Here is a 14,284-nt window from a genome sequence, read left to right as displayed (position 1 = left end):
TCGCCCTCACCCCAACCCTCTCCCGGAGGGAGAGGGGGCATCGCGGCGCGCGTCCGTAGATTGGGTTGAAACGGCTCCACCGTCGAAGCCCAACGGATACACGAGTGTCGGGCTTCGTTGCATGCAGCTCAGCCAGCGCCTCCTCAGCCGATGGTCATCAGACTCGCATTACCACCCGCCGCTGCGGTATTCACGCTCAGGGCGCGCTCGATGAGCAGGCGCTCCAGCGGAATGGCGGTCTCGCCGCGGGCTAGGCCCTGGACGCCGACGATGGGACCATTGCGCTTGGCCACCTGCTGGCAGACCTGGCGCAGCTGATCGGAATCGCCGTGGTGCAGGACCGCCTCGAAGGCGACCTCGTCCTTGCGCCAGTCGGCCGCCACCTGAACCCGCGCGCGCACGGCTTGCGGCAGGCGCGTCAGCGTCGTCTTGTGGGCGTCCTCGACTAGGGCCGTGCTGCCCACCGCCATGACCGCCGCCAGTTGCAGCAGCAGATCGCTTTCGTCGGCCGCCAGGCACAGCACCCGGCTGCGCGGCAGCAGGCTGTAGCTGTTGCGCTCGCCGGTCGGACCCGGCAGCAGGCGGGTCAGACCGCTCAGGGATTCCTCGGCAAATCTCAGGCAGGCCTGCTCCAGCTCGCCCAGGCCCTGCTGCCTGGCCCAGTCGTGCAGGGCGCCCAGCGGATTGCCGGCCTGCTGGCGCAGGGCATCGCGCACCTGCCATTCGGTCTCGCCGGTGCTGCCCTTGGCCAGGGCCACCGCGGGATCACCATCGGGACGGGTGCTGAGCAGGCGATAGAGGTACAGCGGGCCACCGGCCTTGGGACCGGTGCCCGAGAGGCCTTCGCCGCCGAAGGGCTGCACCCCGACCACCGCGCCGACCATGTTGCGGTTGACGTAGAGGTTGCCGGCATGGGCGCGCTCCACCACCTTGGCGATGGTCTCGTCGATGCGGGTGTGCACGCCGAAGGTCAGGCCGTAGCCGGTGGCATTGATCTGGTCGATGACCTTGTCCAGGTCCTTGCGGCCATAGCGCACCACGTGGAGCACCGGGCCGAAGACCTCGCGCCCCAGTTCCGCCAGGCTCTCCAGCTCGATCAGGGTGGGCATGACGAAGGTGCCGCGGTGGATGGCATCGCCTTCGACGCGCCCGCCCTGGTGCACCCGGCGACCCTTACCGCGCAGGGTCTGGATGTGCTTGTCGATGGTGGCCTTGGCCTCGCCGTCGATCACCGGGCCGATGTCGATGGCCAGATTCTCCGGGTTACCCAGTCGGCATTCGGCCATGGCGCCCTTGAGCATTTCCAGCACGCGATCGGCCACGTCGTCCTGCACGCAGAGCACGCGCAGGGCCGAGCAGCGCTGACCGGCGCTGTCGAAGGCGGAGGCCACCACGTCGGCGACCACCTGCTCGGCCAGGGCCGAGGAGTCGACGATCATGGCGTTCTGGCCACCGGTCTCGGCGATCAGCGGAATCGGCCGGCCCTGGGCGTCCAGGCGTCCGGCGATGTTGCGCGCCAGAATCTGCGCCACCTCGGTGGAGCCGGTGAACATCACGCCCTTGACCCGCACGTCGTTGACCAGGGCGGCGCCGATGGTCGAGCCCTCGCCCGGCAGCAGTTGCAGCACGCCTTCGGGGATGCCGGCCTCCAGCAGGATACGCACGGCCTGGGCGGCGATCAGCGGGGTCTGCTCGGCCGGCTTGGCCAGCACGGTGTTGCCGGCGGCCAGGGCCGCGGCGATCTGGCCGCTGAAGATGGCCAGGGGGAAGTTCCAGGGGCTGATGCAGACCACCGGACCCAGCGGGCGGTGGCTGTCGTTGGCGAAGTCACGGCGCACCAGGGCGGCGTAGTAGCGCAGGAAGTCCACCGCCTCGCGCACCTCGGCGATGGCGTTGGCGTAGGTCTTGCCGGCCTCGCGCACCAGCAGGCCCATCAGCGGCTGGATCTGCGCCTCCATCAATTCGGCGGCGCGATCCAGGGCGGCGGCGCGCTGCTCGGGCGGCGTGGATTGCCAGATGGGTGCGGCGGCCAGGGCTTCTTCCAGGGCGATGTCGACATCGGCACGGGTGGCGTTGCTGACCTGACCGACGCGATCGCGGCGATCGGCCGGATTGAGCACCGGTTGCGCAATCGACGGCTCGCTGGCACGACCCAGCAGCGGGCGGGCTTCCCAGGCGGTGTTGCCACTGGCCAGCAGGGCCGCGGACAGCGAACCCAGGCGGTGTTCGCTGGACAGGTCCAGACCGCTGGAATTGCAGCGCTCGGCGCCGTACAGGGCGCTGGGATGGGGAATGCGCGGATGCGGCAGGCCGATGGCGCCTTCGTTGGTGGACTGCTGCTCGATCTGCACCACCGGATCGGCCACCAGCTCGTCGAGGGAGATGGAATGGTCGGCGATGCGGTTGACGAAGGAGGTGTTGGCGCCGTTTTCCAGCAGGCGGCGGACCAGGTAGGCCAGCAGCGTCTCGTGGGTGCCCACCGGGGCATAGATGCGGCACGGCCGTGCCAGCTTGCCGTCCTTGACGCTGCCCACCACCTGCTCGTACAGCGGCTCGCCCATGCCGTGCAGGCACTGGAATTCGTACTGGCCGGGGTAGTAGTTCTGCCCGCCGAGCTGGTAGATGGCCGCCAGGGTGTGGGCGTTGTGGGTGGCGAATTGCGGATAGATGGATTCCGGCGCCGCCAGGAGCTTGCGGGCGCAGGCCAGATAGGCCACGTCGGTGTAGACCTTGCGGGTATAGACCGGATAACCCTCCAGGCCTTCCACCTGGGCGCGCTTGATCTCGCTGTCCCAGTAGGCGCCCTTGACCAGCCGGATCATCAGACGCCGACGGCTGCGCTTGGCCAGGTCGATCAGGTAGTCAATCACCAGCGGGCAGCGCTTCTGGTAGGCCTGGATGACGAAGCCGATGCCGTTCCAGCCGGCCAGTTGCGGTTCGAAGGACAGGCGCTCCAGGAGATCCAGGGAGATCTCCAGGCGATCGGCTTCCTCGGCGTCGATGTTCAGGCCGATGTCGTAGCGCTTGGCCAGCAGGGTCAGTTCCAGCAGGCGCGGATAGAGCTCGCTCATCACCCGGTCGTACTGGGCGCGGCTGTAGCGCGGATGCAGTGCCGAGAGCTTGATGGAGATGCCCGGGCCCTCGTAGATGCCACGGCCATGGGAGGCCTTGCCGATGGAGTGGATGGCCTGCTCGTAGGAGGCCAGGTAGCGGCGGGCATCGGCCTCGGTCAGGGCGGCTTCGCCGAGCATGTCGTAGCTGTAGCGGAAGCCCTTCGCCTCGAACTTGCTGGCGTTGGCCAGGGCCTCGGCGATGGTCTCGCCGGTGACGAACTGCTCGCCCATGAGGCGCATGGCCATGTCCACGCCCTTGCGGATCACCGGCTCGCCGCTCTTGCCGATGAGGCGATTGAGCGAACTGGTGAGGCCGGCCTCGTTGTGGGTCGAGACCAGGCGGCCGGTCAGCAGCAGGCCCCAGGTGGCGGCGTTGACGAACAGCGAGGGGCTGTTACCCAGGTGCGGCTGCCAGTTGCCGGTGCTGATCTTGTCGCGGATCAGCGCATCGCGGGTGCCCTTGTCGGGGATGCGCAGCAGGGCTTCGGCCAGGCACATCAGGGCCACGCCTTCCTGGGACGACAGCGAGAATTCACGAAGCAGACTCTGCACCATTCCGGAGCGCCCGGTTGCACCCTTGGCATTACGCAGCTTCTCGGCGATGCGGTGAGCCAGTTCATGGGTGGCCTTGGCCTGGGCTGCCGGCAGGCGCGCCTGCTCCAGCAGCAGCGGCAGCAGCTCTTCTTCCGGCCGACGATAGGCCGCGGTGATGGCCGAGCGCAGCACCGACTGCGGCAGGATGCTCTCGGCGAATTCCAGGAACGGCTGGTAGACCGGATCGGCCAACGCCTCGACGGCTTCGTTGTCACCCTCGGCCAGGCGCTGGGCGATGCCCTGCAGATCGGCCAGGGTCGCGCCGCTTTCCAGGGTTTCCAGGTAGGTGAAGATGGCCTGCTTGATCAGCCAGTGGGGCGTCCGGTCGATACGGCGCGCCGCTTCCTTGAGGCGATCGCGGGTGGCTTCGTCGAGCTTTACGCCCAGGGTGGTGGTAGTGGCCATGCGCAGGTCCTCAAGCAAGAAGGCGTCGAAATTCGGCGCAGCTTAGCGCCGCTCGAAAGAAAAGTGCAACCAAGTGCAACCCGCAAGGTTCTACCGTCGATCCGGTTGCACCAAAAGCTGGGTAACAGAACGGAAGGTTATGCAGAGATCAGGCCAAGGGGTGCGACCCGGTTGAACCCCTACCACAGGGGAATCGCCTGCCCAGGTGACGACGACCGGGAATCGTTAGCCAGACAAGTGTTACCTGGCGCCACACCGCGACGATCGCTACGGCTGCAGGGAAGGAAACTGCGGGAGCACGAATTCGCCCAGTTCCTGGACCACTTCGCTGGCCGGACGCCGTGAGGGGCGCAGGTTGAGGGCCAGGTGATTGACGCCGGCTTCCTGCAACTGACCAAGGTAGTCCACCAACGCCCGCCGCCCGCAGGACAAGCCGGCATGGATGGGCCGAGGCGGCTGGGCCGGATCGCTGGCCAGCTCGAAGAACAGCCCCTGGGCGAAGGGCTTGAACAGCTCGCGCCCGCCGATCTCGTCCAGCGCCTCGCGCCAGACCCGCGTCAGCGCCGGAACATGTTCGGCCGGTACGAAGTAATAGAACCAGCCATCGGCCTTGGCGGCGATCCAGTCCACTGTTTGCCGACTGCGCCCGGTGACCAGCGCCGGAATGCGCCCATGCACGGGTTTGGGCACCAGATCGGCCAGCCCCTGCAGATCGCCGAAGCGGCGAAAGGCCCCCAGCGGGAAATTAGTCTCGCCGGCCAGGCGAAACATCTCGAAGGCATCGCGAAAGCGCTCGCCCCGCCGCTCGAATTCACTCTCCAGGCCGAAGGCCGGGTATTCCACCGGACGGTCGCCGGAGGCCACGCCCAGCACCAGCCGGCCATCGCTCAACTGGTCGACCGAAGCCGCCATCTTGGCCAGGTGCAGCGGATGGCGCAGGGTGATGACGGCGCTGCCGGTGGCCAGGGTCAGGTGCTGGGTGATGCCCGCCAGATAGCCGAGATAGGTGAAGGGCTCGAACACCTGGCCGGCATCGTTGAAGCCGGGATCGTAGAAGGGCACGTCGCGCGCCCAGAGCGCCGCGAAGCCCAGCTGGTCGGCCAGCCGCGCCAGGCGGGCGTGGTCGCGCAGGGTCGGCATGGGATCGTCGGGATAGCCCTCCAGTGGCAGCAGAAAGCCTAGGGTCAGGCGCCCGGGTGCGAACAGCCGCGAAAAGCCCGGATGCTGAAGAAAGGCGCGGCGACGCTCCGTGGTGGACATGGGGATTCCTTGCCGGAGAGGGAAAGCGAATGACCTTCTATGGAGTCTAGCGGCATTCCAGGGTTCGCCGGACAGTCGATGAGAGCGGCGAAGGTGTTCATCGCCGTCTGCGCGAGCGGGAGCCGCTGGCCGCCAGCGAAGAACCGTCCCGCCAAATCCCCTTCTCTCCGGATACAGGCCAGGGCCTCTGCTCCTGCCTTTTGGTCATATCTCTAAAGCCAGACTAATAAAAAGCAATCCCTCAACTAACACGGATTGTCCAAGGCCAAATTTCGACTAAAAATTCTATATATATCAATAGCGATAACAGCGAATGCCTGGAAACGAAATCACTCTTGATATTGATATATAAGAATTAGACTTACCATTATTTAAAGGTTGTAAACACCTAACTTTTTTACATTACCCTCGGCTAGAATCCGACGCCCTCCGCCCCTCTCAAACTCCGGAACTTTCCGCCGAACATTGGAAATAGCCCCATGAAGATGAGCAACATGAGTGTTCGTACGAAGCTGTTTTCCGGCTTTACCATCCTGATCATTCTGTCCCTGGCTATCGCCTATGCCGGCTGGGACGGCATCCAGGCCCTGGGCCGACGCGGCAACCTGATCGAACAGTTCACCCAAATCGGTCTACTCGCCCGCGACATGCGCAATGCCCGCAAGGATTTCGCCCTCATGCCGGAAGCCGACCAGGCCGCTCGCTGGAAAGGCGGCATCGATGCCCTCGAACAGCAACTAGAGAATGTCCGTCCACTGTTCAAACGTCCGGAAAGCACAGCACTACTGGCCCGTACCGAACAGACCCTCAGGGAATACCGCGATATCTATCAGCAGGCGCTCAAGGTGACCCAGGATCGCACCACCGCGATCCAGGACATTCGCGATACGGGCGACATGATGGACCAGCGATTGCAGGAGGCATCCAGCGCCCTGGATCGTGAGCGCGATCAAGCCAGCGCCCAGCTGCCCTCCCTGCTGGCGGCGCTGCAGCAACTGCGGATCCACTTGCACCTCTATGTGCTCAAGTCCGCCGGGCCACAACAGGAAGCCTTGCTGGCGTCCCTGACCAAGACCGGTGACGTGCTCAAGACCTTGCCTCCGACCCCGGAATTGCAGCAGCTGCCAGGACTTCTCGACGAGTACCAGCGTCAGGTCCAGCAGCTGTTCAGCGTCCAGAAGGCGTACCAGGACGTCAATCAGGGGCTCTACCAGCATATCCAGATGTTGCTCAAGACCTCCGACGAGATGAAGCAGCTACAGAGCCAGTTCCGCCTCGACGATATCCGCGAAGCCAAGCTGATGCTCTTTGGCGGGCTGCTGCTGGCGGTACTGCTCAGCCTGGTCGCGGCCTGGGTCATCACCCGCTCCATCGTGACGCCGCTGCGCCAGACCCTGGTGACCGTGGAACAGCTCGCTGCCGGCGACCTGACCGTGCAGATCGAGGCAGCGCGCAAGGACGAGATCGGCCAGTTGCAGGCGGCCATGCAGCGCATGATCGTCAATCTGAGCGACCTGATCCGCGAGCAGAAGGACGGCGTCATCCAGGTCGCCAGTGCCGCCGAAGAACTCTCCGCCGTCACCGAGCAGACGCGCGCTGGCGCCTCGGCGCAGAAGATAGAGACCGAGCAGATCGCCACCGCCATGCAGCAGATGAGCGCCACCATCAACGAGGTGGCGCGCAATGCCGAACAGGCGTCGACCACCGCCCGCGAGGCCACGCTCAAGACCCGGGAGGGTGACGAGATGGTCAACTAGGTCGCCACTCAGATTCAGAGCCTGGCCCAGGAAGTGGACAGCACCCAGGCCACCATGGAGTTGCTCAGGCAGGATGCCGACCGCATCGGCGGCGTGCTGGACGTGATCAAGGCGGTCGCCGAGCAGACCAATCTGCTGGCGCTCAACGCCGCCATCGAGGCCGCTCGCGCCGGTGAAGCCGGACGTGGCTTCGCCGTGGTCGCCGACGAGGTGCGCGGCCTGGCGCAGCGTACGCGCACCTCCACCGACGAGATCGCCAGCCTCATCACCCGACTGCACGGCAGCACCGACAAGATGAGCGCCGCCCTCGACCGCAATATCGAGCTGACCGGCGAAAGCGTCGACCTGACCCGCCAGGCAGGCGTGGTGCTGGGCAGCGTCAGCAGTGCGGTGAGCGAGATCGAGGCCATGAACGAGCAGATCGCCACCGCGGTCGAGCAACAGAGTGCGGCCAGTGAAAACATCAGCCGCAGCGTGGTCAAGGTCCACGAAGTGGCCGACCAGACCGCCGCCGCCACCGAGAAAACCGCCGGCTCCAGCACCGAACTGGCCAACCTGAGCCTGCAGCTGCAAGAGCTGACGTCGCGCTTCAGGGTCTGAGACCCGGGCCAGGCGATGCTCGGGAATCGCCTGGCCGCACCCCGGCCGCAAGGCTTCGAACTCGATCGGGCCGCGTTGCCGGAAGGCCACGGGCGACGCGCCTGACCCACACCCGCGGGAGCCCCCCTCCTCAAGCGGTTTGAATACGCAACCGCGGCCAACGCTCCAGCCAGCCCTTGGTCGCGAGCCGCTGGCGAAAGGCTTCAGGTCGTGGACGCCAGGGATTGGGCGTGAGATGAAGGGCGAAAAGCCCTTCCTGGGCGAAGGGGCTGACCACTTCGAGCTCGCCGTCGGCGGTCAGGCGCGCGGCCAGGGCCGTTTCCACCTCGGGCCAGTGGGCCATGGCATCCCGACAGTCGCGATAAGGGCGATCACCGTTACGCAAATGCATCCGCGCCTGATTCTTCACTGACCAGGGCCAGCCCGGCGCTTGCGCCGCCAACAGCGCTTCGATTTCCCTGTCCCGCCCGGGCCGGCAGTCAGTCGCGTCGAAATAGATGACATCCAGATCCGCCAGCGGCGTCGACTCGGCGTGGCCATGCAGTCGATCCCACACCAGGTTGCGTACGAAGCCCGCGGCCAGCCAGGCGTCGGGCAGGTGCAGGTCGGCGAGGACGCGCAGCAGGCGCAGACGCTCGGCGTCAGTCTTCAACCAGGACGCTATCTGGGAGAACTCCGGGGTCATGGCACGGCTACAGAGTCGGAAAATCCCGAAGATGACCGTCTACACCCGCTTTCGCAACGTCCATCGCCAATAATCGCAATAACCTTTGGCCCTCTTAAGTTTTACAAACAGATGTCGAAAATGTGACGGCTTCGCTTGATCACGTTTGCGAGGCCAACAGGACGTGGTGACCGGTCAGGACATGACCACTGGCAGCCCTCGCTGAAAAGAGGGCGCCGCACCTCGCTGCTCGCTACTGCCCAAGCTTTCCGAGGTGTAGATGTTCCGTAACCTGTCGCTGACGCTCAAGCTGTCGCTGCTGCCCGCTGCCGCTCTGCTGGGCCTGCTGCTCTACGTGGCCTACACCTCGGCCCAGCTGGCTGGCAACGATCAACGCCTCGACCAGCTGGAAAATCACAGCTATCCGCTGCTGGAAAAGGCTGACGCCGTACTCTTCCAGTTTTCCCGTTTGCCCGGCCTGTTCAACAGCGCGGTGACCGCCAGTGAGCTGGAAACCCTGGGCGAGGCGCGCAAGGTAGTCGATGACATCGACCACCGCCTGCAGGAAATGGCCGACCTCACCCGTCAGACCTCGGCGCGCAACGACGAGATATCCGGCTGGCGCCAGGGCATCCATCGCTATGCGGACAATGCCCTGGGCGCCTCCGAGCAGCTGATCAAGGGCAGCGGCTCCTTCGACTCCCTGCGACCCAACCTGGACCGCATGGCCACGGATCTCGCCGCCGCCCAGCAGCTGGGCACCACCCTGCGCAGCCATGCCTATACCGACTTCCAGCAGACCCTGGCCCAGGCTCGCGACCAGAACGCCGACACCACCCGGGTGGGTATCTGGCTGAGCCTACTACTGGTGGTGATCCTGGCCGGCGCCGCGGTGCTAACCATCCGCAGCGTACTCGGCAGCGTGCGCGAGGTGATCGCCTCGCTGCGCGCCATCGCCGAGGGCGACGGTGACCTCACCCGCCGCCTGCAGGTCGGCTCGCGGGACGAGATCGGCCAGATGACCGCGCTGTTCAACGTCTTTCTCGATCAGCTGCAGGGCACCATCAAGGCCATCGTCGATGCCGCCCATCCGCTGGGCCAGGTGTCCGGCGAGCTCTATAGACTCACCCAGACGGTGGAGAACAACGCCCGTTCCCAGCAGGGTCACACCGAGTCCATCGGCCGTGACATCCAGACCATGAACACCAACCTGCACGAGGTAGCCGACCGCTCGCGCGAGGCCGCCGACCAGGCCTCCGCCGCGGCCGAGCAGTCCGCCGCTGCCCGTACCAGCATCGGCCAGCTGTCGCGCAACATGGGCGAACTGGACGACAGCGTGCGCCAGTCGGCCGAGTCCATGCAGCAGCTGGAACAGGAAACCCGCCAGGTCGGGCTGGTGCTGGACGTGATCAAATCCATCGCCGAGCAGACCAATCTGCTGGCGCTCAACGCCGCCATCGAGGCCGCGCGCGCCGGTGAACAGGGCCGCGGCTTTGCCGTGGTGGCCGACGAGGTGCGCAATCTGGCGCAGAAGACCGCGCGCTCCACCGCCGAGATCCAGCAGATCATCGAACGCCTGCAGGGCAACGCCCAGCGCGTGCTGCAGGCCATGCAGGGCAGCCATACCCAGGCGCAGGTCAGCGCCAGCAGCTCCCAGGCCGCCACTGCCATGCTCGAAGGCATCGCCCAGGCCGTGGCGCGCATCAATGACTACAACGCTCAGATCGCCCTGCTCACCGGCGAGCAGCTGAGCCTTTCCGATTCGATCAGCAGCGACACCCGCCGCCTGCAGAGCGATACCCAGTCCAGCGCGGACAGCACCACCGCCACCGCCCGCATGGGCGAGCAGCTGGTGGTGGTCGACACCGATCTCCGGCAGGCGACCTCGCGCTTCCGCATCTAGCTATCCCTCTACCGCCTTTCCCTATACCGAGAAACCTCTAGGAGCACTTCCATGGCTTTTGCACGTCTGCTCGCCTTCGGCGCGGCCCTCACCTGCGCGGGATCCGCGCTCGCCCTCGATCAGGGTGACTATCGCTTCAACGGCTTCGGCACCGCCGGCATCACCCACCTGGGCGGCGAAGACGACGGCCGCAGCTTCGGCATCAATGGCCAGACCAACGACCACTGGCGCGGCGATCAGCTGAGCAAGCTGGGCGGCCAGTTCCAGTACGGCCTGACCGACAAGCTGGACGCCACCGTGCAGGTCACCGCCAAGGCCGAGCAGGACCAGTGGAAGGCCAACCTGGAATGGGCCTACCTGGCCTTCCACTCCACCGACAACCTGACCTTCCGCGCCGGCCGCCTGCGTACGCCGGTGTTCATGTATTCCGAGACCCTGGACGTGGGTATCACCTACCCCTGGCTGCGCCTGCCCGACGAGGTCTACAGCCAGGTGCAGGTCTCCAACTACGAAGGCGCCGATGCCCTTTGGAGTCTGCCGGTCGCCTTCGGCACCCTGAACCTCCAGGTGAGCGGGGGCCAGGCGGTCAATCGCAACTACTTCGTCAACGACGACCTCTACGACATCGACTACAAGCGCATCGCCGCCGCCAACGTCAGCCTGGCGACCAACGATTACGGCACCGTGCGCCTGGCCTACACCGAGTCCAGCATCGACCTGCACTATCCGTTGCTGACCCTGGACGACCAGAAGGGCAAGTTCACCTCGCTCGGCTACCAGTACGACAACGGCACCTGGCTGACCAGCAACGAATGGACTCGCCGCGTCATCGAGGGTGACAACCAGGGCAGCAGCAACGCCTTCTACCTGATGGCCGGTCGCCGCTTCGGTGACTTCCTGGCCCATGTGACCTACGCCCAGCTGGACGAGGAACGCGCCGGCCGCCAGAGCTCCTGGACCTACGGCCTGAACTACAACATCACCCCCAGCCTGGTGCTCAAGAGCGAATACAAGCGCGTCGACACCACCGGCGGCTACAACGGCACCTTCGTCAAGACCGACAACGAGAGCATCGCCAATGCCGTCTACGACCGCAGTGGCGGCCGCTTCGGCGCGCCGGCCCGCAACTTCGACGGCGACATCATCAGCATCGGCCTCGACTTCATCTTCTAAGGAATCCGCCCATGAGTTCTCTCCGCCTGCTCACCGGCGCCGCCCTGCTGTTCAGCGCCAGCCTGGTCCACGCCGAAGTCGCCGTGATCGTCAATCCGGCCGCCACCAAGACGCCTGGCCAGGAGGAAGTGGCCAACATCTTCCTCGGCAAGGACAAGTCGCTGAAGGGCGTCGACCAGAAGGACTGGTCGGCCACCAAGGAAACCTTCTATGCCAAGGTCGCCAACAAGAACGAAGCCCAGCTGAAGTCCTACTGGTCGGGTCTGGTGTTCACCGGCAAGGGCCAACCGCTGCCCAGCGTGGCCGGCGACGCCGCCGTGGTCGCCCAGGTGGCCGGCGAGGCCGACGCCATCGGCTACGTGGACAAGGCCGCGGTCACCGACAAGGTAAAGGTCCTCTTCACCCTGCAGTGATCAGCGCAGCGCCATGAAAAAAGCCGTCTTAACGACGGCTTTTTTCGTTTCCGGGAGAGCGTCAGGCCACCGAGGCGATGCGGTTGCCGGCGCTGGCCTTCTCGACCTTGATGGCGACGAACTTGGAGGTGGGCGTGAAGCTGCCCTCGCCGTAGCTTTCCAGGGGCACCAGCGGATTGGTCTCCGGGTAGTAGCCGGCTGCCTGGCCGACCGGGATGTCGAACGGCAGCGCAGTGAAGCCGCGGACCCGGCGTTCGAGGCCGTCGTCCCACAGGGCGACCAGATCCACCTTCTCGCCGGCGGCCACGCCCAGGCGATCCAGATCGGCCTGGTTGACGAAGACCACGTCGCGCTGGCCCTTCACGCCGCGATAGCGGTCGTCGAGGCTGTAGATGGTGGTGTTGTACTGGTCGTGGGATCTCATGGTCTGCAGGATCAGGTCGGGCTTGATGCCCTGGCGGCGGACCGCGTCCGGCAAGAGGTCATGCAACAGCGCATTGGCCGCGAAGTTGGCCTTGCCGGTGGGGGTGTTCCACTCCCGGCGTCCGGCCTTGTTGCCCAGGTAGAAGCCGCCGGGTGCGGCGAGACGCGCGTTGAAGTCCTGGAAGCCGGGAATGACGTCGGCGATCAGGTCGCGGATGCGGTCGTAATCCTCGATCAGCCAGTCCCAGTCCACCGGATGGTTGCCCAGGGTGGCCTTGGCCAGGCCGGCGACGATGGCCGGCTCGGACTTCATCTGCGACGACAGCGGCCGCAGGATACCGGCCGAGGCGTGCACCATGCTGAAGCTGTCTTCCACGGTGATCGCCTGCTTGCCGCCCTTCTGCACGTCCATCTCGGTGCGGCCCAGGCAGGGCAGGATCAGCGCCTGGCGACCGGTCACCAGGTGGCTGCGGTTGAGCTTGGTGGCGATATGCACGGTCAGGTCGCACTGGCGCAGTGCCCTGTGGGTGCGCGGGGTGTCCGGGGTGGCCTGGGCGAAGTTGCCGCCGAGGCCGATGAACACCTTGGCCTTGCCCTGCTCCATGGCGGCGATGGCCTCCACGGTGTTGTGACCACGATTGCGTGGCGGCTCGAAGGCGAAGCGCCTGGCCAGGGCGTCGCTGAGCCAGGCCGGGGCCTTCTCGTCGATGCCCATGGTGCGGTCGCCCTGGACGTTGCTGTGGCCGCGCACCGGGCAGAGGCCGGCGCCGGGCCGGCCGATGTGGCCGCAGAGCAACTGCAGGTTGGCGATCTCCTGCACCGTGGCCACCGAGTGGCGGTGCTGGGTGATGCCCATGGCCCAGCAGATGATGACCTTCTCGGCGCGGGCATACATGCGCGCGGCCTGCTCGATCTCGTGCAGCGACAAGCCCGACTGGCGCTCGATCAGCTCCCAGGAGGTGGCGTCGACCTGGGCCAGGTAGTCGTCCATGCCCAGGGTGTGGGCGGCGATGAAATCGTGGTCGAAGACCCGCTTGGCGCCCTTGGCAGCGGCTTCGCGCTCCCACTGCAGGAGGTACTTGGCGATGCCGCGCAGCGCCGCCATGTCGCCGCCCAGGGCCGGACGGAAGTAGGCGGTGTTGGTCGGCCGCGAGTCGTTGGTGAGCATCTCCAGCGGACTTTGCGGGTGCTGGAAGCGCTCCAGGCCCCGCTCCTTGAGCGGGTTGAAGCAGACCACCTGGGCACCGCGCTTCACCGCGTTGCGCAGGGTCTCGATCATGCGCGGGTGGTTGGTGCCGGGGTTCTGGCCGATGACGAAGATGGCATCCGCCTCGTCCAGGTCGTGATAGGTCACGGTGCCCTTGCCGACGCCGATGCTGCGGCCCAGGCCGACGCCGCTGGCCTCGTGGCACATGTTCGAGCAATCGGGGAAGTTGTTGGTGCCATAGGCGCGCACGAACAGCTGATAGAGGAAGGCCGCCTCGTTGCTGGCGCGCCCCGAGGTGTAGAACTCGGCTTCGTCGGGACTGGCCAGGGCCTTGAGCTCCTTGGCGATCAGCGCGAAGGCGGCGTCCCAGGCGATGGGCATATAGCGATCGGTGGCCGCGTCATAGCGCAGCGGCTCGGTCAGCCGGCCCTGGTATTCGAGCCAGTAGTCGCTCTGCTCCAGCAGCGAGGTCACGCTGTGGCGAGCGAAGAAGGCGGCATCGACGCGGCGCTTGGTGGCTTCCCAGTTGACCGCCTTGGCGCCGTTCTCGCAGAACTTCACCAGGCCGTTTTCCGGCGCCTCGCCCCAGGCGCAGCCGGGGCAGTCGAAGCCATGGTCCTGGTTGGTCTTGAGCAGGGTCCGCAGATTCTTGAAGGCGTTGCCGCTGTCGAGCCAGAAGTGCACCACGCTCTTCAGGGCGCCCCAGCCGGCGGCGGGGCCTTGATAGGGTTTGAAGGACTGCTGAGGTTTGTTCATGGCGATTCCCGTGGGA

Annotated in this window: 9 protein-coding genes; 5 read left to right on the top strand and 4 right to left on the bottom strand. The window is 65.9% G+C overall.

From position 1 onward, the window contains the following. Nucleotides 1-143: 143 nt before the first annotated feature. Nucleotides 144-4,112 carry a trifunctional transcriptional regulator/proline dehydrogenase/L-glutamate gamma-semialdehyde dehydrogenase gene (gene putA / locus ACZ5R1_RS01700; protein ID WP_042135330.1) on the bottom strand — a complete coding sequence of 1,323 codons (3,969 nt, stop codon included), beginning with the start codon at nucleotides 4,110-4,112 and terminating at the stop codon, nucleotides 144-146. Between the two features lie 267 nt (nucleotides 4,113-4,379). After that, nucleotides 4,380-5,372, bottom strand: a complete 993-nt coding sequence (locus ACZ5R1_RS01695) for an LLM class oxidoreductase (RefSeq protein WP_042135328.1) — start codon at nucleotides 5,370-5,372, stop codon at nucleotides 4,380-4,382. Between the two features lie 494 nt (nucleotides 5,373-5,866). On the opposite strand from ACZ5R1_RS01695, the gene ACZ5R1_RS01690 reads away from it, so the two are divergent. Together ACZ5R1_RS01690 and ACZ5R1_RS01685 are read left to right on the top strand one after the other, a co-directional pair. Further along, nucleotides 5,867-7,129 (top strand): HAMP domain-containing methyl-accepting chemotaxis protein, encoded by a 1,263-nt coding sequence (locus ACZ5R1_RS01690; protein WP_255211817.1) that lies wholly within the window; start codon nucleotides 5,867-5,869, stop codon nucleotides 7,127-7,129. A gap of 33 nt (nucleotides 7,130-7,162) precedes the next feature. Beyond that, nucleotides 7,163-7,729, top strand: a complete 567-nt coding sequence (locus ACZ5R1_RS01685) for a methyl-accepting chemotaxis protein (RefSeq protein ID WP_255211816.1) — start codon at nucleotides 7,163-7,165, stop codon at nucleotides 7,727-7,729. Nucleotides 7,730-7,859: 130 nt separating this feature from the next. Here the strand turns inward: ACZ5R1_RS01685 and ACZ5R1_RS01680 are convergent, their stop codons facing one another. Beyond that, nucleotides 7,860-8,381, bottom strand: coding sequence for a nucleotidyltransferase family protein (locus tag ACZ5R1_RS01680; protein WP_420893612.1), 522 nt, complete (start codon nucleotides 8,379-8,381; stop codon nucleotides 7,860-7,862). Between the two features lie 292 nt (nucleotides 8,382-8,673). Between ACZ5R1_RS01680 and ACZ5R1_RS01675 the strand changes: the two genes are divergently transcribed. From ACZ5R1_RS01675 to ACZ5R1_RS01665, 3 genes are read left to right on the top strand one after another with little or no spacing between them, the layout of a single operon-like run. Next, a complete protein-coding gene (locus tag ACZ5R1_RS01675; protein ID WP_042135324.1) occupies nucleotides 8,674-10,296 on the top strand; it encodes a methyl-accepting chemotaxis protein in 1,623 nt (540 codons plus the stop codon). Nucleotides 10,297-10,347: 51 nt separating this feature from the next. Then, nucleotides 10,348-11,469 carry a hypothetical protein gene (locus ACZ5R1_RS01670; protein WP_464712775.1) on the top strand — a complete coding sequence of 374 codons (1,122 nt, stop codon included), beginning with the start codon at nucleotides 10,348-10,350 and terminating at the stop codon, nucleotides 11,467-11,469. 11 nt (nucleotides 11,470-11,480) lie between these two features. Further along, entirely contained in the window at nucleotides 11,481-11,882 is a 402-nt protein-coding gene (locus ACZ5R1_RS01665; RefSeq protein ID WP_042135320.1) for a type 2 periplasmic-binding domain-containing protein, read from the top strand. Nucleotides 11,883-11,943: 61 nt separating this feature from the next. Here the strand turns inward: ACZ5R1_RS01665 and ACZ5R1_RS01660 are convergent, their stop codons facing one another. After that, on the bottom strand, nucleotides 11,944-14,268 hold the full coding sequence (locus ACZ5R1_RS01660; protein ID WP_288404038.1) for an FdhF/YdeP family oxidoreductase: 2,325 nt from the start codon (nucleotides 14,266-14,268) through the stop codon (nucleotides 11,944-11,946). Nucleotides 14,269-14,284 lie beyond the last annotated feature (16 nt).

This window comes from Pseudomonas sp. Pso3 (assembly GCF_055393275.1).
Note: the sequence above shows the minus strand (reverse complement) of the source record. Positions and strands in the feature narration are given on the sequence as shown.

Coding starts and splice junctions, on each gene's coding strand:
- putA (WP_042135330.1), bottom strand. CDS start 4,112: ATGGCCACTACCACCACCCTGGGCGTAAAGCTCGACGAAGCCACCCGC.
- ACZ5R1_RS01695 (WP_042135328.1), bottom strand. CDS start 5,372: ATGTCCACCACGGAGCGTCGCCGCGCCTTTCTTCAGCATCCGGGCTTT.
- ACZ5R1_RS01690 (WP_255211817.1), top strand. CDS start 5,867: ATGAGTGTTCGTACGAAGCTGTTTTCCGGCTTTACCATCCTGATCATT.
- ACZ5R1_RS01675 (WP_042135324.1), top strand. CDS start 8,674: ATGTTCCGTAACCTGTCGCTGACGCTCAAGCTGTCGCTGCTGCCCGCT.
- ACZ5R1_RS01670 (WP_464712775.1), top strand. CDS start 10,348: ATGGCTTTTGCACGTCTGCTCGCCTTCGGCGCGGCCCTCACCTGCGCG.
- ACZ5R1_RS01665 (WP_042135320.1), top strand. CDS start 11,481: ATGAGTTCTCTCCGCCTGCTCACCGGCGCCGCCCTGCTGTTCAGCGCC.
- ACZ5R1_RS01660 (WP_288404038.1), bottom strand. CDS start 14,268: ATGAACAAACCTCAGCAGTCCTTCAAACCCTATCAAGGCCCCGCCGCC.